Source organism: Salmonella sp. SJTUF14076 (assembly GCF_015534835.1).
Classification (GTDB): Bacteria; Pseudomonadota; Gammaproteobacteria; order Enterobacterales; family Enterobacteriaceae; genus Salmonella; species Salmonella enterica.
The window spans coordinates 16,967-37,841 of record NZ_CP064675.1; the positions used below are offsets into that span (position 1 = coordinate 16,967).

The following is a 20,875-nucleotide window of genomic DNA, read 5'->3' on the forward strand; positions in this document are numbered from 1 at the left end:
ATGCAAGTGACTGGCTAACCAGTACCAGTTTAGATTCAAAACGATCCCATCTTTGTGGATGCGCTTGAGTAAGCTCGTATGACGATATGTCAGAGAAGTGACAACAGGTGTGAGTTGCCGGACTCACTCCCGTTGTCATCCCCGGTTGAAGGAAGAGAATCCCCGGGGCTGTATATTTACCAGGTATCCTTACTCAAGGGGTTCGACACTCACTCCCATTGTCGTAATCAACGAGTATGCATTGTCTTTTGAAAGCATCGCTGGAAACGTACGATTAAAGTAACTTTTCTTTCGGTTCTTCCTTGCGAATCTCTGAAGACGTACTGGCTGATCGGAGTCGAGGAGGGCAGTAAAATTGAAGCCGTCAGTTTTACTGTCGGCTCCGGGTAGTTACTTCAACTCGTCGATCTGAATCATGAATTCTGAGGTGCCAACTTTCCCATTTTCGGAAGGATAAACGGGTAACAGAAGATTATCCCCCTGGCCCATATCTATTTGCACCTCAACTGACTCGCCTGGAGCCGCCTGTGCCCCATTAAATTTAATACCGAAGGCTGCATCCTTCCGCACAGTCAGCGTTGCGTTCTGGACCCCTTTAGCAATTTCTCCATTTGTCTTACGCAGAACGTTAGTGGACAGGTACGCAAGTGGTACGCCATCTGTCGTTTTGAGAGGTGAACTGACCGACAATGTGCGTAGATTATGTAACTGCACAAGGTTATTCGGTAGATAACTGAACTTCTGAGTATAGGTTTTGGTATTCGACTGACTATCGGCAACTGTTACGCTAATTGAATAATTTTCAGATGGTTCGAAATTTGGGAACAGCCTCGGATACTCAGGCATGTATGTATCTTTGCCTGCCGGTGACCACGTAAGCTCAACGTTATCAGCTGTGGGGCCACCTACGAGCTGAAGACGGGTTATCCTCGGGGTTGTCAGATTATCTGCCAGAGCGATCCTGAGGTTCTCCAGGCCGTACACTACCGTATCGTCTTTTACCGGCTTTCCGTCGAATGTTATGGCCACTGTCGGAGGAGTGTTATCCAGAGCAATTTCTCCGAAAGTTTTATTGGTCTGGTTCTGGAAGAAGTCCCTGATGTTGACCTCAACGTTGTATTTTCCTTCAGACTGACGGGATAAATCATAAGCAATCGTGTAGTTACCTGAGATACGAGATTTGATTACGCCTGTTGGTGACATCCGGGTACCGGTGTTCTTATCGGAAAGATAAAATTCCCTCAATGAGACCGAGTCGAACCAGTTACCATCGCCTTCAAGTGACGCCAGTACATCCAGCTGCTTGTTAGTCTCGTCATATGATATCGAGTTTATTACCGGCAGTTGTTTATTGTTCCAGCGTGTCATAATCCATTGCTCAGACCGCAAAATGGGATTGCTGATGCTGCGAACGAAGTAAAGGATTCTATTGTAGCCCTGGGTACCCAAGGCCATATCAAACGTCTCAGGCGCTTCACACGAGGTTTTTCCTGCCGGAATGGTGCAGGTCGCCTTACCGCCGATCTCCTGTGCAAAGGGCCGGGCTTCAACGTTAAAACGAAGTCGGGAAATTTTAATTGGCAGTCGTGATGAAGCCACACTCTCAAAATCCTTCCACTTAACCCAGTTCCCCTTATCATCGAGGAAATCTACCCAGGTACCCGCAAATGCAGGCGTTTGGTTTGCAGATGGGTTTAGAACGAGGCTGTATGACGGATAATACCCTCCCCACTGGCCAAAGTTCGCCATACGAGCCATATCCCCATTAATTGAGCCATAGGGAAGAGTCATTTCAACATAAGCATAAGTGCTGTCTACAGCTATCTCTTTGGGGGCGGAATATTGATTGATGAACTGAAGCCCACCTTCTGAATAAGCACGGTAGTTAGATTTTGGGATCCGGTAGACTAATCGAATAGGGTTTTCGTTAACGACCATACCGGCTTTGTAAGCCGGATAATTAGAAACCCCGGGTACGACGCTGGAAGACGTATTTGGATCATGAACGGCCCACAGTGTCATCTCACCCAGCGTGTTGTCGTAGCGAAATTTTTGAGTTGGCAGCGTTCGGCTATTACCTGCGTTATCGAAGATAACAACTTTTGCAGTAAAGTCTTCATCCAGGTTGCTGTCTGGTATTCCGGTTCCCTTAACTGAATTCTTAGAGTAAGTGTGGTACATCTTTTGGCCGGATACGTCATACTGCATCTGTGTAGTGCTGTAGAGGCTACCGTCCTGCCTGTAAATATATATTAGGCCCTTATCAATACCATTTGCATCACTTACGCCCGAAGAGGTGAAGTCATACTGCCCCGTTGCCTCTAATCCAAGCTTCCACACGTCACCAGCGGTAGAGCCAGAACCAGTATTAGCGGTAAGAGCATTTGCCGCTGGAGGGGTGACATCAATTAGCCAGTTATAGTTATAGGTCGCTACAGGCTTCTGATTGAGATCTAACACGTTTATCTGAACGACAAATTTGCCTTCACCCAAAGCAGGCAAAGTTACTTTTTTGCCGTAGAACTCACTACCGTCAGCAGCTGTTAGTCGGTCTGATACACCCGTCCGTGTAGTCGTAGTATTAAGAATGACAGTTCCAGTGTCTTTCGTGACTTTGACATTAACGAAACGATCAAGACCTGAAATAAGTGTCAAAGTTACCGGTGATGCCGGATTAAGCATAAGACGAGAAGACGGGGCGTGGATCTCAATACCGTTCGTGTCCTTAAAGGCCGATTCATATATCTGAGCTGGGGCCTGAACAGACATACCGAGTCCGGCTACAGCAGTAATAAAAGCGAGATGTTTCATTCTTATTCCCCTTTAGGTTTGGTGTTATTTTAAGCTTTTCCTAAAGGTCACTATGTTCGTAAAAGTATAAAAAACTTCTCCATATGGTGCTCGAAATTACAAATCTATAATTTGCCTTTCGACAAACCTTATTGTGCGTTCAGGACGTAAATCTTTCTTTTTGGAATTACATCTGACATTGCTGTGGTATCCAAACTGGCAACGATTGCAAAACTTATAACATTAGCCTGAAACTATCGGCATCCACATATCGCATTAAGTGATGCTTTTACTTTGTGTAAAAAAGAATCAGGATAAATTAGGTATGACAGATATAAATGCGTTAACGGACGGCATATATGAATCAAAACCTGGCGGTATTACGCCACCAGTCGAGAGGGGAGTGAACCTCAGTCAGTACGTCTACCTTCGTTCCGCAAGGCGCTTCTTGTTGTGAATTACAAACTGCCCTGGCGAGAACTGCATCATTTCACCCCCAGCAACACACGTGCCTCTTCAACGGTTTGCCACGAAGGCATTGCTACGCCAGATTGACTGCCGTTGCCTCTGCGCTCACCGGTGTCACATTCTACATAAAGACGCATCAGCATCGCTTCTATTTCAGCGGCCCGGCTATTATCCATTACCAGTTCTGCTGCGCGTCGTAGCTGTTCTGGAATGTCATTCCACATTCCCGCACCACTTCTGTCTTTGTTAGTGAGCAAGTCTTCAATAGCAGATGAAGCCATGTTAAGCAGGTCAGCCGAAACTAAAGGCATCGGCGGGGCGGTATAGAGGATTCGACGTCTTCCGCGTCTGTCTGGATCGTATTTATCATAAAAAGCTTTGTTCACATCTTCCCAGTGCCACTGAAGTTGCCCGGTTGCGTCATGGTGGCAAAACTCGCACTGATAAACAGGCGCAATCGACATAACTGCCTTTCCAATACGTGCCAGTACAGCAACTTCGTCAGCTCTAAGACTCATTGCTTCGCTTGGGTTACTACCCTCGGAAAATTCCAAAATTTGTTCAATACGTTCTGGTGTGAAAGTGGTCATAGGCTTTGAAAACATATTTTTTCCAGTTGTGCTTACCATATCATCAGGCCTTAAGAGCGTTAGCGAATAATTAACAGGTCAGGACCAAAACTAAATCCTTCCCCCATACGGTCTTCATGACGGGAGACATATGCCTTACCGTATTTCTCCAGATCCTGTAAGCGATCTTTTGCCAGATTCCACGAGTATTCCTGGCCCCACACGGGTCCGTCACGCCCGTCAAAGCGGTCAGGTTTACAATTTGCTTTCAGAAGTGCGTAGACATGCTCCAGCGTGGGTAGCTGCAAAGCACTATTAGCCTGAGAAACGGCAGTATGCGTCATTTCTGTTCACTCTTTATTGATTTAGTCAGTTAAGCCGGTCAGGTAACTTTAACCGGCTACTCGTATTAAGATTTCTTTCCGGTTGCTTGTCAGTTAGCGGCGAAGATCAATTTCAAGGCGGGCTGTTTTGACCTTTGTTCCGGACTCCCTAAATGTATCATCCGGAAGAGGCGAAATTTGTCCGCCAAGTTGTTTGACTCGCTCCCTGAGCGCTTTTGTCAGTGTGTCTTCCCGGAACAATACCCCAGCTGACAGAATGGCCTGTAAGCGACCTCGCTTAGCGAGCATTGCGATGGCATGCATGACATGTTTAACGTCAGAGCGTTTAAGGAATGGTGGATTCATAACGATAACATCAAAAGTTTCATCGGGCTGGTACCCAAGAAAGTCGGTATGCACCAGCTCGGCCCCTGTGCTAAGGACACTATCGTTCTTCACTGCAAGGAATCGCTCATCGTTCAATTCGATCCCGGTAATCAATGCATCCGGAGCCGCCAGTTTTAAGGCTTTCAGAATGCGGCCATCACCAAACTCAGGCTCCAGAACACGTTCCCCGGCAGCTGGTTCAGCGCGTAGAACCATATCTGTGACTAAATTCTCAGGGGTAGGGAAGAAATTGAACAAATCACGTGGGATGTCGACCGAACCTGTCAGAATGATTTGCTCGATACGCTCAGCTGCATCCGCCGTAAAAATATGTGCCTGCTCTTTTCGGTTCCATTTGCCACCGGCAGCTTCCAGCACTTTGTTTGTCTTAACATAAATGCTGCGGTCGAGCTGGTCGGCCAGGAAAAGAAAGTTCCCTTCAGCACGGCAGCGAGATAAGACGTTCAGAACTTCAGTTGAGATTTGCATTAAAACTCCATTAAGAGGATTTACCCGCCTGGCGGCAGCGGGTTGGTTACTTAAACAGGACAATTCAGATTTGGCCTTGGTTAGTCGGCAGACAACAGCAGGGATGGGCTGTTATAAGCGAAGCGGTCAACGGGAGCCTTCTCAAATCGCTGACCGCTTGCATCAGGGGTCAGAACGAGTCCGTTATGGGCGCAATGAATGTGGAGCAACATATCCCCGCCGGTGTTGATGTGTAAGGCAGGCACACCCTGATCGATTTCGAACATGACACCAAAACAGGGGTTACCTTCCTTGTTAACAACTTCACAGTGGATGTTATGTTGGCCGGTAACGCTGACCTGATAGGCCTGACTGTCCTCTTCTCTCAGTGTTTCCTCCTCCAGGCGCCAGTCCTGAAGTGTGAGGCTAATTTCAGGGGTATCATGCTCCTTCTGAAGAGCCTGGATACCTTTACGGAACAGCTGCATCATTTCATGAGTAAGGCAGTCTTCCTCAGCTCCAAAATGTTCTTTCCAGCCTTCAGGATCTGCATACATCCAGACGTTTTTAGCGAGCGAAGGTAAGGAAGCATCAGGCTCTACAAGGAGGTGAGGGATGCTCTCTTTGATTCCGAGATAACGTACTGGCTGGCCGTTAAGCGGTAACCCATCCGGCACTGTAACTTCAGCTCCTGGCAAGACGACGCTGTTTACCAGACCTCCACAATGTTCTGCCACCACCCGGCCTAAATCTGCCATAAACATCCGATGCTTTTCTGGTGAGTCCAGCTCACCAAGGAGTTCAGGTTTAAGCAGTAAACCGGTAATAATCTCAGTCAGTTCACGAGGAGATACTAATTTATACATTTTGTTTTCCTTTTCTGTGTTGGCTTTATATTAACAATCCAGATGCACGAGCTAATAACCTCCAGACAACTTTTTCAAAAATTATATACTTAAAGCAGGGGCTAATATGCGCAAGAAATGAATTTAGGAAGGATGGCTTCAAATTTAACTTTTTGGTTTTTTATTTTAGACGGACTTTAAAATAGCATCGCTGGTAAAATAATAAACATGGTTTATTTTTTGTTTGTATTGACAATCAAATGGGTAAAAATTAATTTACTTACATGGCGTATATTTAATGCCACCGTCCCGGCGGCACCGGGCATAAAAGGAAAACCATCTTGAAACCAATGCTCAAAAAAGATTTTTTTTCAGCTATTGAAAACCTTCTCAAAGCTGGCTTTCAACCTCGCTTTTACACTGTTAACAGTGGACGAATCGGTCTCATTACATTCACTGATAAAAATGGAACAAAACAGGTCCCGCCGGGCAGAAAAGAAAAACATTAAAATTAGCTATTTTCCCGAAAAGATCTCGAACACTGAAAAAGTATCATGGGGAACCTGATCAGGAGACAACCCATGAAAATCAAACTAGCCCTGCTTATTGCATTTGCAGGTTTCAGCGCAGGAGCTTCCGCTGAAATCGCAGAATTCAGCTTTAAAGATACCCTGAACGTTAAAAAGACCGTATCGCCTGCATCCGTATGGATTAATCCGGTAACGAGCTTTGACGTTGCCGTTATTTCCGGTCTGGACCGTTATATTACGCTCAGTCTGCTGAAAAGTGACGGGAGCCTCATCTGGAGCACGAAAAGCAGCCTGGTTACCGTAGATGACCGTACCACATCTTCGACAGGCTTTGATTATTACGGCAAGACTCTGACCGTACCAGCGATGGGAGAAGATAGCTTCACCCTCAGAGAGGTGATTACCGACTTGCAAGGGAAGGAGGTCTCCCGGCAGGATTACCCGCTTGCAATTGACCGAACGCCTCCGGCAACGGGTACCATAAGTTATACGAGAAACGGGTGGAACTTTGGCAGCGAAGCGATCTTCACTTCAGTACCAGCCGGTATGCAGTACGCCAGCGTCCAGGCACTGGTCTTTAATGGACTGAGTGATAAAGGTTCCGGGCTTGCTAATGCTGAATATTTCATAACCGATGCCGCTGGAGTGGAGCGTAAAAAGCCAGCGGAAATTAATACAGTGGAAGGTAGCGTAACCGTTCAAGTCGCCGACGCAAGCAGCAATGCCCTGGCACCGGAAAACCGCTCTGAATATAAAGTGGGGATCTACCTTTATGACAAAGCGGGAAACAGGATCGAACTAAGCCGCCGAAGCGTAATTGATCGGGTTAAGCCTGACGATATCATCCAGGTGCAGGACGCCACTACCGGATCATGGGTCACTTATCAGTCTGGCATGACCGTCTTCCAGAACCCTATTTCCGTACGGGTATTAAGGAAAAAAAGTGACTTTACTGCTGTTAACGGTTCCAAATATGGCTGGGCGGACTCGAATTTCCAGACGTCCGATAGCACTTATAATATTTATACTTTCAAATACATATATCCCAATGTGGGGGATACTTATCATGAATTCCAGACTCTGGCAGGAGGAGTAAGACGAATTCATCATAACTCCCTCAACTTCACTCCAGCCCCGGCGATGGAAATAGCCCCGAAGATAGTGGCTAAAGAGATGTACCGGAGTGATACCAGTGAGTGGTTAACTCAGGCCTCAATCAGCGTTAAAACCGCCACCATTAGCCGCATAAAGGTAACCGCTGAACCCCGACCATACGTGCAAAAGTTCAGAACGGTAAAAAATGCAGCCTGGTTCTGCACTATACCTATCGGACAAAGTTCATGCGAGATGACGGTTAACTTCAACTACACCAGTGACAAAGGATTTGAGTATCTGCACCTTTACTCGGGAAAAGATGGTGACAGCATATTCGATGCGCTTGCTGGTAATTTTACGGTTATCTGGGATAACAACCCACCGGTGGTTAATGTCGCTCAGGTAAACAAGGCCTCCAAGACAATCACTATGACGGCCACCGATAATGATCGCGTCAACGCCTGGAACATCAGCTACTGGGATACCAAAGTTTTCGAAGCCACCCTTAAAAATGCCCGGGGGGAACCTTTCACGCTGAAGCCTGTGACCGTCAGTGAAAGCGATTATAAAACCAAAAACGCCACCTTCTCATACGCTGGTCTACCGGACGGGGATTATACGGTGGTTAGCGTCTCTGCCACGGATCTTGTTGGAAACACCGGAACCAAAACGCTTAATGCACCGCTGAAAATTGACTCAACGCTTCCGGTTATCGCGTTCAGTTTTAATGGCGCAGACGCAGAAGGAAAACTGGTTAAAGGGCTTGAGAACCTTCGCATAAGCGTTACTGATGCCTCTGGGGATGCTTCCCTGACATCGCTTCAGCTCGCTGGTGGACCTAACTCTGAAAAGGTCACCCTGGCATTCACGCCGTTATCCAAGGATGTCTTTATTCCGGAATACCCCAGAATCTTCCCCAACACTGACGAATCGGGACAGATGTATCATCTGGAGGCACTGGCTATTGACGAATCAGGTAACCGGACCACTAAAACGCTTAATTTTACCTACCAGCCTGCGAATCTGATTATGCTGGATAATCTCAAGACGCTGGCCACAGCCGTAGCACTGAAAGCAACGGACAACACGCCGCTGGCCATCATCCGAACCAGTGTGTTGCGGCGTCAGGACGGTTCTATCATTACCGGACAGTTAAACGGAACCCTGACTGTTCAGAAAAATGCCCAGTTCGGCGTTACGGTTGCCGGAGTTACGGTCCAGCCTGGTGAAACTAAATCGCTGTCACTGGATCTTGGTAATGGTGAAGAGCGCACGTATCCCGTTACTCCCGCTGTAAGTGGTCAATCTGGCACGGCCACATTTGCTATAGAATTCCCTCAAACATAAGCTCTTCAGAAGGGTGCGGTAGTATGCCGTACCCTGTTACGCCATCCTCAATGTAATATGTAGAGTTGAGCATGACTTAATTATTACTTTCTCATTAAGTGGCTCTTAAATTGCAAACGGGAAAGTAATATTCCCGAGACGGGAAGGACGCCTTCCTTTTGGTTTTAATCTATGATGCTAAACCGTTTAATCACTCCGGAACAATGCCCGCGTTTAAATGGCTGGCACCAGTACATGATTTATCCATGAATGCTTTTTGATGCACTTTTACTTCAGAATGCTCTTAATTTTTTAAACAAAATTATATTTGAATCCTTCGTGTATAAATTTGCAGACCCTCTCTCAATGTTTTTTTAAAATATTTACTCTCAGGTTATTAGCCAGTAGATTCATTCTGTCATGATTACTCCAGAACTAACCGGAGGAATCACATTATGACCAAATATTATGATCGCAGTGGAATTGAAATCTCCAGCGCAAAAATCCGCTGTGTTGATTCTGTAAAAGGTACTGCGGAATATACTTTTCGTATTCTTTGCGATAAATGCAATGGTCGGGGAGAGCGTAAGCATTTTTATAGAAGTCGCTGTATGGCTTGTAAAGCCACGGGTTACAGCCTCGAAACGACCCGCACTGCTTACACGCTGAATGCGCTGTACCGCATTAATGCTCAAGCTGCCCGCAAAGTGTCAGCATCCTTGCAAAACGAGCGTTTGAGGACTGAAAACGCCCACAACTCTGCGTTCAATGCATGGTGCAGATCTCATCAAAAAATGGTTGATGCAATCACCCAGCAATCCAGCAGTAATAATTTTCTGGAAAGCCTTAAGTCTTCTTTAACCCACCAGCGTCAGTTAAGTGATAAGCAGCTGGCAGTCGCCGCCCGCATTTTAGGGATTCATTAATTCAAAGCCCTTTTAATTTAATTTTAAGGTCAATTATTACGGAGGAACTATGATCCATTCATTTAAAGACAGACGGCTTGAAAAGTTCTTCCGTAATGGAAAAACAACGGCAGGTATTCCTTCTGAAATTATTAACGCGATTCTGTGTCGACTCGAAACGCTGGATAATGTCCAGAGTGAGCGGGAGTTATTATCCAACAGCTTGCGTTATGAACGCTTAAGAATGACGTCAAACCGTTATTCCTCCATTCGAGTAAACTCTAAGTATCGATTATTCTTTGAATGGAATGATGGCGCACATAATGTCCATTTGTCAGCACATGACTATAAATCGCTCATCCATTAAGGTTAAAAATGAAGCTATTTTCAATTTCATCCCGGGATACAAGCATGGACGCGATGTTTTATATCCAGGCCAGTACTAAACAATAGGCAAGTTACATATTTAGTACCCTTTCCCCGAAGCCTACTGCGAACTGCCAGCTTACAGATTTGCAGAATGAGACGGTCGTCCCTTCCATAAGCCCTATTTCGCTTTCACTTAACCCCTGGTCGATCAATTCCCAGTCCCGAACCCGGGAATTGAGTATGGCCACGCATGGTCTTAACCTGATCTGTGCAGTCACGGATGAGCATACCCGTCAGATAGTAGACTTTTGCGATAACCTTGGACAGCAGCTTAAGGATCCGGACGACAAAAGCGCCTGGGTTAAGCTCATTAATTCTGAATGCGCATTGCTTAATTCTCCGCGTTTATATCCCGTTCTGCTGGAGCCGGAGACACCGGCACAATTTGAAATCTTTGTGCCAGCTCCGGAAGATGGCGATCACGACACGGTTATAGCCAGCGTTGTTGAAGAATGTTTCGGAGATGAATGCCGGTACAGAGCAACGGACAAAGCTTTTGCAATGTCGGAAAAGCCAATCATCAGGCTGGAAGCACATTTCAATGACAAACGGGAAAAGGTTTTAGAACTGACCTTTTCCAGTTTCAACCTTTCACTTTCTGCGTCCGTGTATGAACACCAGCTACGTCAGATTTTATTACTTTGCGAAGATTTTGGCGTAAGGCTTCAGGGTAGAGCCGGGGCATCCTGCCACATCAATATGCGCAGCGCTTACCGTCGTCTTGCACATGTCGGCACCGGCTCTCGCCCAGGTGATGGGAGTGATGTGCGGGGCTATACCTCATCTAAAGAGCAAAAAGATGTTAAGGGGCTGCTCGATAAGTCAACCAGGGGAAGTGAGCTTGTACCGGCGAGGCACGGGCAGCAGTTTAACGGTGTCTTAGTGAATGCCACACCCGCACCGGCCACGACGGGTTTTATATACCTGTCGCATGATTTTCCGGAAGGCCAGTTTATGATGACAGCCGAGGTGTTGCATGTTGGAATAACACCGGGCGGGATCTACTACATTGAAACACTGGACGGATACCGGTTTATCGTTACAGCGTTTGAAAAGGGATTAATGAACGGTTTAAGGGAGTTTTTGGCTGTAAATGAGGACTACTTTAAGTATTACCGCTGGTCTTAGCGTCTGACCTGAAACCGGTAGGCCAGGGAAGGCAACCGGGAAAATGCAATTTAACCTGATCCTCTCCCTACCACTACCTTTACCCACGTATAATAGCCCGACCAAATTATAATGCCCGATCACCGCATTGGCTGAAACCACACATATTCTTCTTAGGCCTCGCCTGATGAACTTCGACCACAAGACAAAGGAACGTAACTAATAAATAAAATTTATGAGCTGCACAAAAGTTACTTTTCCATAATGGCGCTTCACTTACATTGTGGTTTCATAATCATTGTTGGTATTTAAAAAGGATGTGTTCAATCTTAAATAAAAGGCGGTGTTTTTTTTCTGAAAATTTGCTGGGAGGTTATTAGCTGGGGGTTGGGTAACAGTATAATAAGTACAGATGAAAAGGAGGTTTTATGAAAACGTTAGACGTGATTTCAACTCAACTCAACTTTAATAATCTGCTGAATCAGGCAGGATATAATCTTTCAGAAATTGTTGTTAAACGCTACAGCGCTGCACCCGCCTTTAACGAAGGGCACTGGTTGTTCATTGCAGAGCAGGATAATCGCTACATTGAAGTGGTCAGTCTTCTTTCAAAGGCATCAGAAAGCGGAGAGCAGCATGTCGATATCTTTATCAATATGTTCGAAGATCCGATTGATGACATTATCTCCCGAAACATTGAACCCAAAACATTTGCGACACTTTATAAATACATTGAACGTATACCTTTTACACCGGACGTAAAAAAAGAATTCTTGAGCAGTATTGAGACTATTAATTTTAGTTAACTAAAAATTACAGATTTTCTTTCACCAAGTTATTAGGTAATGATATCGACCTGGTATCATTACCGTATCATGAATATGGACGGGGACGGGTAAAATGCCTAATAATACTGAAGTCATTAGCTGCGACTTATTTTCAATTCTTTCCTCACTTAATTTTAGTGTTGAGGATATTACAGGGCTAACTCCGGCCAAATTCAGAAAGGGGGCTTTCTTGCATGCAAAAATATCTGCAAGCCAGGCCACGCGAGCAGCTGATATTTCCCTTCAATTACTCACGGATCGTGTTTCAGGTGAAATGAACTACGTAATAGTAATTGGCAGGCACGAAGGGCTCCTGCAAAGCGAAGCAATTGACCCAAACGCTGATAAGCAGTACCGGGAAAACCGTCATTCTCGCCATTTTATCCCAGTAACCGATGCCAATACCAAAGCCCTGAAAAAAACCTGCAAGGTAATGAAAACATATATCAAAGAGCAGGCATTTAAGCCTAACACCTGGGGGCACAATTTCATTAAGGGTTGATTTATTCTTGCCCCGGTGAACCGGGGCAACGCTAAATTAACCTCAACCTGAGCTGGAGGCACAAATGTCTGAAAAACACTTTATCGTAAAGATCCAGAACCGTAACGGCGACCATGAGAAAAGCTATGTTCGTATACTCGTCAGCGATTGTGAGAAAAATGCTTGCCAGACGGCACTGATTTCCGAGTGTGCTGGCGAGGTTGAACAGCTGAGTTTTGAAGACGGTGGGGTTTATGACTACAACGGCGAAAATCACTACAGTGTCAGGAGCTGCGTGGAGGTTGCCCCTGAAGATGTTGCAACTTTGCAACGCTACCTTTAACACCTGCGGCATTAAAAAAAATATCGGGTGTCTGTTACAGGATGCCGCTGTTTTAAACGATGCCTCAAAGATCGCTATCGCTCCTGATGCCTTCATTAAGAGCGGGTTTGTGGTAGGTTCAGCGTAACAAAACTACTGGAATTTTGGTTGCCTCGATGAAGAGCTGCTTTTCTGATTTACCCGTTAAAGACGGCAAGTCCGGAACTTGGAAACTGGACACTTTCGAAATTACCACAGATAAGGCGCTGACCCTCGCCCTTCGTGCCGAGTGTACTGGTAATACAGATGAGTTTATCCCGCCCGGTAGATATCGCCGCTTGTCCAACGGCTGGGATGTGGTGATGTCCAATACCCCGATGGAGATCCGAACCTGCCAGGATTTTATAGAGCGAGCCACCGGGCGGGTGCTCATTAATGGTCTTGGTCTTGGTATGGTGCTCCACGCCATTCTTCAGAAAGACGATGTAACCCATGTCACGGTAATCGAAAAAGAACAGGATGTTATTAACCTCGTTGCAGCCTCGTTTGCAACCGATCTTCGCGTTGAAATTATTAATGCTGATGCAATGGAGTATTGTCCACCAGCTGGCGTTACGTACAACGCTTGCTGGCATGACATATGGACAGACTTCGCAACAGCTAATCTCGCACAGATGGATAAGCTGGAAAGTAAGTACCGGGACATCTGTGACTGGCAGGGATCGTGGGGCAGGGAGGAGTGTGAGCAAAAGCTCATTGAGTTCCAGAATCTTGAGGCTGATTAATCCAACTTGCGAAGGTGTCTCCGCTAAAGGAGCCCGGCTCGCTCTGTGCAAGCCCAGCTGTGCTGCATGATTTGGCAAAGTCTTCAACAAACCAGATCGGTCTGATTTAGTAATCTCACTTCCAACCATCAGGCCGATATAATAACTGTATCCCCATTAGGATGGCTGATGAGTACGATTAATACGGACTTAATTGCGCATATCTACGCTGCCTCCGAATCGCCGTTGACCAACGACGAGCTTTATCGCGAAGTGCAGCGTAAAACTGGCATGTCGGATGCCGAATTGCACGAACTGAAAGAATTTGGGTCAGATAAAACCAGAACCAGCGGCGTCAAACATAAGGTTCGCTGGTTTCAGCAGACTCTCCGTCAGGCCGGGGTCATCGAACGCGTTCCAGAAAAACGGGGCGTCTGGAGATACGCCTCTAAGACGAAAACAAACCTGCATGAGTCATGGGAAAAGCTCTGTGTTGTCGGTTTCTCAACTTCTCTTGGGGCATCGGTTTTTGGAAACGCCTATGCCTTCTTCAGCAATATCACCGAGCAAATTCATCTTTGCCTGACCTCGCCACCTTACCTCCTTCGAAATTCAAGAGACTACGGGCACGGAGGGGGGCGTGGCGAGCAGGCTTATATTGACTGGCTTCTGCGTATCCTCGAACCGATCGTGAAACAGCTTGTACCGGGCGCAAGTGTGGCATTGAATATCACTCAAGATAGCTTTAATAGGGGTAGGCCTTCACGTTCTCTGTATCTGGAGCGTCTGACACTGGCATTATGTGACAAGCTGGGGCTTGAGCTCATGGACAGGCTTCAGTGGGTGAATCGCAGTAAGCCCCCATCGCCAACGCACTGGGCATGTAAGCAACGGGTGCAGCTCTGCTCATCGTATGAGCCTGTGCTGTGGTTTACCAATGATGCGAGTAAGGTTCGTTCAAACAACTTACGTGTACTACAACCGCATTCAGACCAGCATCTAAAATTGCAGGCAGCAGGCGGTGAAAATCGCACGACCTTTTATGGTGATGGGGCGTACCAGCTTAAAAGCGGTTCCTTTGGAAATAAAACAGAAGGAACGATCCCCAAGAATACTTTGTTTTACGGCAATAGCTGCGCTGATACGAGATTTTGCCATTCCATTGCCCGCGAGCTCGGTTTTCCGCTGCACGGTGCAACGTCTCCTACCAGGCTTGCAGCGTTTCTGATTGAGTTTTTGACAGAGCCGGGAGATCTTGTTGTAGATCCCTTCGCTGGCTTGCATAAAGTCCCCATCGCAGCCGAGCGACTTGGCAGACGTTGGCTGGCGACGGACAAAATCATGGAGTGGCTGGCGATTTCCCGAAACCTTTTTACGGCCGCACCGGGATATAAGAGTAACCCCATGCTGGATGAGCTCGCCGAACTGTATCGGACTTAATGCAAGTTAACGGTTTTGATAAAGTGGTTTGAAGCGACAAACGGTTTATTCATTTAGCAGTGGTTCCACCAGAGAATGGCAATATTAACGGCTTAGCATATACCGCTGAGATAATCAGGTAGTCATTCATTTCCGGTTGTCTGTATTAACGAGTGTATTCATTATTCACTTGTTTCTACGATATAGACCCAACAAAAACAAATTGATGGTTGTGATACAGATGTTGTTGGATTAACTAATTTGGTAATTTAGACGGTTTCTAAATTAAAGGTGGACAGATATGAAGTCAGATTCAGAAATGGCTTCTCCTATCGAGTTGCACATTGGCGATCATGTCCAGCGGCATGGTGCTTTATCTGAGGTCATGCATATTGTTGAATCCAAATGCGATATTCCCGGCGGCATCCGGGTAGCAGCATGCATTTGACGGGTTATCGGTAACGTTCCGGGCAATATTCCTCGTGGTTGGCTGGAAACACCGAAGCGTATGGCTGAGCGAGGCGTTAAGTGGGCGACGAGTCTGCCCGGAGGGCTTTACTTTAACATGCAGGGGAACGCACATGCGAAAGTAAGCCGGGTTATTCGTAATGTGACTAACTGAAACTTTTTTCTGAATTGCGGTGTAAAAGTTACTTTTCACCGCGTCGTTTTCCATCACTACTAATTCAGAGTTTTTCTGAAATAAGCAGAGTTAAAGCTAACGATTTATTCAGGCCATTTTATTCTAATCATTATCCTACACTTCAAAAATATGCAATATTTTTTCTTCTGACCTATTAGCCAGAATTCTCGATTCGGTATCATTTACTTACGGTAATTCTTTTAAAAACGAGGTAAATGGCATGCATTCTCAGGATCCTATCACGAAATTAACCCAGACGTTGCAACGCGACGATGGTTCTCAGGTTCGTATTGTAGCGCAGCGGGGATATGGAAGCGGGCTTACAGCCTCGCTTGATGTGTACGTTCTCCGTCGTGATTCCTCTGAAAGCAACTGGTCACTGTGCGGAAAAGATCCTCACCCCGAGTGGAGAAAGATGTCAGTAGATGAGTATCAGAAATTTGGACGCTCAGAAATGCTGCGCTATGCCACACCAGGTGAAATTCTCAGGGTGGCATCCGCTATTGGCCAGCCAATGAGCTTCCTCGATGGCAACCCTGCGTTTTAGCCTGAACCCTGGCGACGCCTTTTAAACCGGCGTCATTCTTTTTACGAGCAACAGACGGAGAAAAAATGAATCTGAACGAACGAAGCACGAGCGCAGCGACGCCAGATTTGAGCCGACTTTATCTCATTTCCGGGCGCATTATGTTTGATGATGATGATCAGGCCTACCCGGTCGAAGCCGATTCCCCTGGTGATGCAGAGGAGGCTTTTCGGCATCATATTGCCGACAGTGCCGACGACTTAGAAAAGGTGATTATAGTTTCCTCTACAAGTTTCGCTTCAGCTCACAGCAGTCGCGTAATTTGTCGGCCTGCCGTGAAGTAATTTCAGCTTCCAATGATATTTCCCTCTTTATAAAAGCCGCCGTCTGGCGGTTTTTATTTGCAAAAATGAATATTAATCCTGAACAATATTAATTTAAGATGAGGTGGTGTTCATATTCTTCTTAATATTTTTTCTAAAAAAACGACTTCAGGTTATTAGTTGGTAGTAGTGTGTTTGTTATGATCTTCTCATCAAATACATTAATTAAATAATCAAGGAGTCAACTGTGGCAGATAATTATACTCTGGCGTCGTTTATTATTCCCTGCACTCAGGAGCAGGCTAAAATGGCACAAGAAGCAATCACATTCGTTACCGAAGCAGAAATTGCAGAAGGTGAGCGTTTGATTGATAAGCCACTGGCAGATTGTTCTCTGACTGAGAAGCTGATTCTCAGTATTATTGAGAACCACCCTGAGTATGACCCTTCAGAGCCGAGCTTTGGGCAACCATCCTGCCCAGACTGTAATTATGAACTGTCGTTCGCAACAGAAGTTAACAGCAGTGGGCTGTCAGTTTTTCATGGAGAGACTATTGATCTTGACCATGCAATTTGCCTCACAACTGCCGTGCTGTCGGTATTCGACCTCCCGGAAATGGTAACAATTACTGCTGCATTTACATGCAGTAAAAGCCGGACAGATGAATTTGGGGGTATGACTATTCTGGTCACAAAGGATACCCACTATTACCAGGATGGCTGTCAGTTTTCTCGTCTCATGAATGAGGCTCACAAAGCCGGTATCCAGTATGCTCTGTGTAAAGTGACGCATTACCACGGTGAGAGCAGCTATGTGGCAAGCTATGTCCTGAGCTGCGACGTAGCGGATTCAGCCCAGGAGGTCGTTAACAGACGACTGAAGGCATGTGCCGGAAAAGAGCCAGAAGACGGAATCTATATTCTGAGTGAAGAAGACAACACCAGTCTTTCGGTCGAACTCGTTACAGAACTGTCTCCGCTCGATTACGACAAGCTGAGCAAGCTTCTTCCTTCCCTTGACACCCTTTGCGGCGCATAAGCCTGCCTGATAACCGTAGCCACCGGTTCCCCCGGTGGCCTGGAGCCTGCCATGACCAATAAATTCATAGTATCTACCGTTGTTTGCATCAATGACTTTGCAAGTGATGTTCCGCAAAGTGTTTCCTTACGGATAGATACAATGCTTGAACAGCGTATCCGCAAATTGGCGACATACGTGAAAAAAAACGATCTTCAGTTAACTGAGTTTTACTTCTATGACGCTAACTGGTCATTTTGTGGTGAAGATGAAATTCAAGAAATAACAGACCAGGATGAATATAAGCATAGCGATAGCACAAGGCAGGAAGCGATGCTGCGGGAAGTAATGCCATCAGCACGTACGGAATGCCCGGTTATTAGGGTGATGAAAGATTCATTTCAGCTTTCTGCTCTACCACGCCATTGTGGTGATGACATGACTCTTAACACTCCTTCAATTCCGCTGTCTGAGTTGAAAACAAATGTCACGGCTTTTATTACACCACCAACCTATATCTAATAGCTGTGCTGGGAGATTAAATTACAATGGGTTTTTATTTTAAATCTATTTAAGAATTAAATTTGCGTGATTTTGATTTAATATAATTTCGCTAAATGGTTGCGCTGTAGTTATTTTAAAGTTCTAATAAAAATATCAGTGATGCAGCATATGCCGTGGTTCAGGAAAATATATGTTTATTGAAAAAAGTGACTCATTCCTTGAATTACCCTCAGAAGTTATTTTTCCTGAGGCGGCTAATGCTGCCATTTTGAAACATGATAAATGGGCTGATGTTTGGGAGACCCTGACAACCGATGCCGATCTGAACTATACCGATGAAAAGGAGACTGTGAGTCTTTCTTCTCTGGTCACGTCAGCCACATCTGCTATTTATCAGGCTATTACGGACGGATGGACGATGTGCGTGGGATACAGTGGCGGTAAAGACTCCCATTCTCTTCTTCACCTATTTCTGATGGCATTGATCAGGGCAGTACGTAACGGCACAAATATCAGCGAACATCATTTCATTCAGATGTCCGATACGCTGATCGAAAACCCTGAGATGCACTATCAGGCTTCACAGGTTCTCAACCAGCTTAGAATGTTCATTGCTGAACACCAGCTACCGGTCACAGTCCTTGTCGCCCAACCGTCTCTTACGCAGAGCTGGGTAGGCCGCATTCTGACTGGACGTGGACTTCCGACCTGGACTAATTCTTCAACCCGTCAGTGCTCAACCGACTACAAAATCGCCCCCCTGCGCAAGGCCAAAGCTCGTTATCTAAAAAACGCCCCGGCATCCGTACGAAGCAGGGTATGCCTGATGCTGGGCTCCAGGGATGATGAAAGTGCCCGAAGGGCCGGAAATATCCTCAAAATGGGAGGGCAGGCGAGGAAAGTAACCCTGACTGAGCACGGTGGTGAACTCTATCCAGTAAAGGAGTGGCGCACTCAGGACATCTGGTCTTTTCTAATGGCCTGTGGTTCCGAATCCCGCTTCCCTTTACCAAGCTTTATGCCGGATAACTTCAGCCTGGCAACGCTTTATAAAGACGCCACCGGAGAGTGTATCTGGTCGCCGGAGAAACCCACGCGAACCTCAGCTTGTGGGGCTAGATATGGGTGCTCGCTTTGCACAGCCGTAGGGGTTGACCATTCAATGGAAACGCTCCTTCGCACTGACCCTGAGAAATATGGTTATCAGGCAGGCCTAAGTCGTCTTCAGCGATTTCTTTCTAAGATCCAGTACGACTGGAGCCTGCGGGATTATATCGGTCGTAAAGTGTTCGAAGGCGGGTATGTGCGTCTTCAACCCAATATCTTTTCTTCGTCCCTGACTGAACGTCTTTTTCATGTCTGTTGCAGCCTTGATTATGTTGAAGCCAGACGTGCGGCAAAGCATCGCAGAAAGCTACTTTCCGGCGAGGTGGACGATACGGCTTATAACCGTCGTATGGCTGAGCCACAATTTCGGCTTGTACATGAAGCAAACGTGATCCACGTTGATTTCCTCTGGTCGTTGCACTGTTTCAACCCTCGCCCGTTTCGGGCAATTGAGATCTATCGCAGAGTCTGGGAAGAGGCCGATCTGGACCTTCTTGAGGATGAGCCTGACATGCTGCCTGTGGCCCGTACACCAATGCCAGCTCCACTCTGGATGAAACTGCCCGGAGGCCGGTTCGGTACAGCTTATGATGGACTGACTGATACGTTGCCGCTGATGACCTATTTTGACGGGCAGGCTGACCCCAGGGCTTCACGTAGCCTAAAGACCGGAGAGAGCAGTTCTGTCGTCGTGGCATTCGAGGAAGAGGATGAGCTGACTGTTGAAGAAGATACGGCGTCCTGGATTATCTGGCATGAATACGACGGGTTACGCCAGAGCATCGCTGACGGTGAGTTTACTCCAACGACTGCTGCTCAGTATCTTCTTCGTTATGGCGCGGTCCGAATTTCAAAAGGGAAGGGCGCTGTCTATCATCGTCTCGCACAACGGGGACAAACCTTTTCCCGCCTGGGGATAGGCGAAAGAGTGTCGCTTCCAGAGCTGGTTGCCAGTCGGCGTTTTAAAATACTCAGCGATACTGCATACCGTCAGGTTGTAGCCCGGAAATTGCGTGGACAGATAAAAAAGTTCAGATTCTGGGCATGCGTAGCTGCCTGTGTACAGTTGCACGTACACAACAAGACGGCACTCGGAGAAAGAATCTTAACGTTACTCGAAGGTGAGAGGGAACAGCAACAAGGTGCGATCCAGGCGAAGCTGAAGGCGGGAATGATGGATGCAGTTCTAACTCTGTGTAACCAGCGACTCCGGGTGAAAGAAAATACTAACCAGCCAGAGGAGTTCCGCTATTACCGTGCCGTAAGAGCTCGTTTCATGCGCCATTTATCTGAATGCCTTAAGCCAGAAAATGGCGGCGTTATCCGTGACGTTATCTGGGAACTGAGGGTGCTGAGCAGTGCTCACGGTACGACCAAAACAGGTTTTTACTATGTCGATAGCAATCGCCCGACAGCGAAAGGACTGTTAAACCGCCTTCTGATGAGGATGGTCAGGCAGGTCGTATAAGCGTCTGAAACGCGAAACACACGAAAATGAAGGGGTTATACAAAAAAAACTTAGCTTTGATCGTGATGTAATGTGGACATCATGTCCAAGCGTTGCTGCATCCAGAAAAGTAACTTTAATCCTGTTGATACAGCCTTTGCATTACCTGTTTACGCATAGCCTGGAAACGTTCTAATTAAACCAGACAAATATAAATTTAAATTAATTCACTCACCCCCGGAATCGGGGAAC

The 20,875-nt window shown here is 46.4% G+C and carries 21 protein-coding genes; 16 read left to right on the plus strand and 5 right to left on the minus strand.

Going from position 1 to position 20,875, the window contains the following annotated elements; all coding sequences use genetic code 11:
* Positions 1-390: 390 nt before the first annotated feature.
* From HU143_RS22725 to HU143_RS22745, 5 genes are all read right to left on the minus strand, one after another.
* Positions 391-2,811, minus strand: a complete 2,421-nt coding sequence (locus tag HU143_RS22725) for an Ig-like domain-containing protein (RefSeq protein WP_000681217.1) — start codon at positions 2,809-2,811, stop codon at positions 391-393.
* A 464-nt stretch (positions 2,812-3,275) separates the two neighbouring features.
* Positions 3,276-3,887 carry a hypothetical protein gene (locus HU143_RS22730; RefSeq protein ID WP_001572415.1) on the minus strand — a complete coding sequence of 204 codons (612 nt, stop codon included), beginning with the start codon at positions 3,885-3,887 and terminating at the stop codon, positions 3,276-3,278.
* A gap of 20 nt (positions 3,888-3,907) precedes the next feature.
* Positions 3,908-4,171 (minus strand): hypothetical protein, encoded by a 264-nt coding sequence (locus tag HU143_RS22735; RefSeq protein WP_000149861.1) that lies wholly within the window; start codon positions 4,169-4,171, stop codon positions 3,908-3,910.
* 93 nt (positions 4,172-4,264) lie between these two features.
* Positions 4,265-5,026 carry a methyltransferase gene (locus HU143_RS22740; protein ID WP_001167416.1) on the minus strand — a complete coding sequence of 254 codons (762 nt, stop codon included), beginning with the start codon at positions 5,024-5,026 and terminating at the stop codon, positions 4,265-4,267.
* A gap of 80 nt (positions 5,027-5,106) precedes the next feature.
* Positions 5,107-5,871 carry a hypothetical protein gene (locus HU143_RS22745; RefSeq protein ID WP_000277497.1) on the minus strand — a complete coding sequence of 255 codons (765 nt, stop codon included), beginning with the start codon at positions 5,869-5,871 and terminating at the stop codon, positions 5,107-5,109.
* 320 nt (positions 5,872-6,191) lie between these two features.
* Here HU143_RS22745 and HU143_RS22750 point away from each other — a divergent pair, with 320 nt between their 5' ends.
* The 16 genes from HU143_RS22750 to HU143_RS22825 all read left to right on the plus strand — a co-directional run bounded on the left by HU143_RS22750 (position 6,192) and on the right by HU143_RS22825 (position 20,644).
* Positions 6,192-6,359: a hypothetical protein gene (locus tag HU143_RS22750; RefSeq protein WP_000803860.1), complete on the plus strand. Its 168-nt coding sequence runs from the start codon at positions 6,192-6,194 to the stop codon at positions 6,357-6,359.
* Positions 6,360-6,431: 72 nt separating this feature from the next.
* Positions 6,432-8,822 (plus strand): Ig-like domain-containing protein, encoded by a 2,391-nt coding sequence (locus HU143_RS22755; RefSeq protein WP_000694550.1) that lies wholly within the window; start codon positions 6,432-6,434, stop codon positions 8,820-8,822.
* Between the two features lie 434 nt (positions 8,823-9,256).
* Positions 9,257-9,727: a hypothetical protein gene (locus HU143_RS22760; RefSeq protein WP_000170638.1), complete on the plus strand. Its 471-nt coding sequence runs from the start codon at positions 9,257-9,259 to the stop codon at positions 9,725-9,727.
* A 49-nt stretch (positions 9,728-9,776) separates the two neighbouring features.
* Positions 9,777-10,073, plus strand: a complete 297-nt coding sequence (locus HU143_RS22765) for a type II toxin-antitoxin system RelE/ParE family toxin (RefSeq protein ID WP_000581857.1) — start codon at positions 9,777-9,779, stop codon at positions 10,071-10,073.
* Between the two features lie 242 nt (positions 10,074-10,315).
* The gene (locus HU143_RS22770; RefSeq protein WP_164846946.1) at positions 10,316-11,263 is read left to right on the plus strand and encodes a flavin reductase; all 948 of its coding nucleotides are present in this window, start codon (positions 10,316-10,318) and stop codon (positions 11,261-11,263) included.
* A gap of 407 nt (positions 11,264-11,670) precedes the next feature.
* Positions 11,671-12,048: a hypothetical protein gene (locus HU143_RS22775; protein WP_000853477.1), complete on the plus strand. Its 378-nt coding sequence runs from the start codon at positions 11,671-11,673 to the stop codon at positions 12,046-12,048.
* 94 nt (positions 12,049-12,142) lie between these two features.
* Positions 12,143-12,571, plus strand: a complete 429-nt coding sequence (locus HU143_RS22780; protein WP_001133498.1) for a hypothetical protein — start codon at positions 12,143-12,145, stop codon at positions 12,569-12,571.
* Positions 12,572-12,635: 64 nt separating this feature from the next.
* Positions 12,636-12,893: a hypothetical protein gene (locus HU143_RS22785; protein ID WP_001290637.1), complete on the plus strand. Its 258-nt coding sequence runs from the start codon at positions 12,636-12,638 to the stop codon at positions 12,891-12,893.
* Between the two features lie 155 nt (positions 12,894-13,048).
* Positions 13,049-13,657: a hypothetical protein gene (locus tag HU143_RS22790; protein WP_000833773.1), complete on the plus strand. Its 609-nt coding sequence runs from the start codon at positions 13,049-13,051 to the stop codon at positions 13,655-13,657.
* A 168-nt stretch (positions 13,658-13,825) separates the two neighbouring features.
* Positions 13,826-15,076 (plus strand): site-specific DNA-methyltransferase, encoded by a 1,251-nt coding sequence (locus tag HU143_RS22795; RefSeq protein ID WP_000104323.1) that lies wholly within the window; start codon positions 13,826-13,828, stop codon positions 15,074-15,076.
* A 280-nt stretch (positions 15,077-15,356) separates the two neighbouring features.
* Positions 15,357-15,503, plus strand: a complete 147-nt coding sequence (locus HU143_RS22800) for a hypothetical protein (RefSeq protein ID WP_001426334.1) — start codon at positions 15,357-15,359, stop codon at positions 15,501-15,503.
* Between the two features lie 415 nt (positions 15,504-15,918).
* On the plus strand, positions 15,919-16,245 hold the full coding sequence (locus HU143_RS22805; RefSeq protein WP_000556022.1) for a hypothetical protein: 327 nt from the start codon (positions 15,919-15,921) through the stop codon (positions 16,243-16,245).
* A gap of 65 nt (positions 16,246-16,310) precedes the next feature.
* Entirely contained in the window at positions 16,311-16,568 is a 258-nt protein-coding gene (locus HU143_RS22810) for a hypothetical protein (RefSeq protein WP_042634392.1), read from the plus strand.
* Positions 16,569-16,794: 226 nt separating this feature from the next.
* Entirely contained in the window at positions 16,795-17,586 is a 792-nt protein-coding gene (locus tag HU143_RS22815) for a hypothetical protein (protein ID WP_046788417.1), read from the plus strand.
* A gap of 51 nt (positions 17,587-17,637) precedes the next feature.
* Positions 17,638-18,087: a hypothetical protein gene (locus tag HU143_RS22820; protein ID WP_000182314.1), complete on the plus strand. Its 450-nt coding sequence runs from the start codon at positions 17,638-17,640 to the stop codon at positions 18,085-18,087.
* Positions 18,088-18,259: 172 nt separating this feature from the next.
* On the plus strand, positions 18,260-20,644 hold the full coding sequence (locus HU143_RS22825; RefSeq protein ID WP_000469466.1) for a phosphoadenosine phosphosulfate reductase family protein: 2,385 nt from the start codon (positions 18,260-18,262) through the stop codon (positions 20,642-20,644).
* The last annotated feature ends 231 nt before the right edge of the window (positions 20,645-20,875 follow it).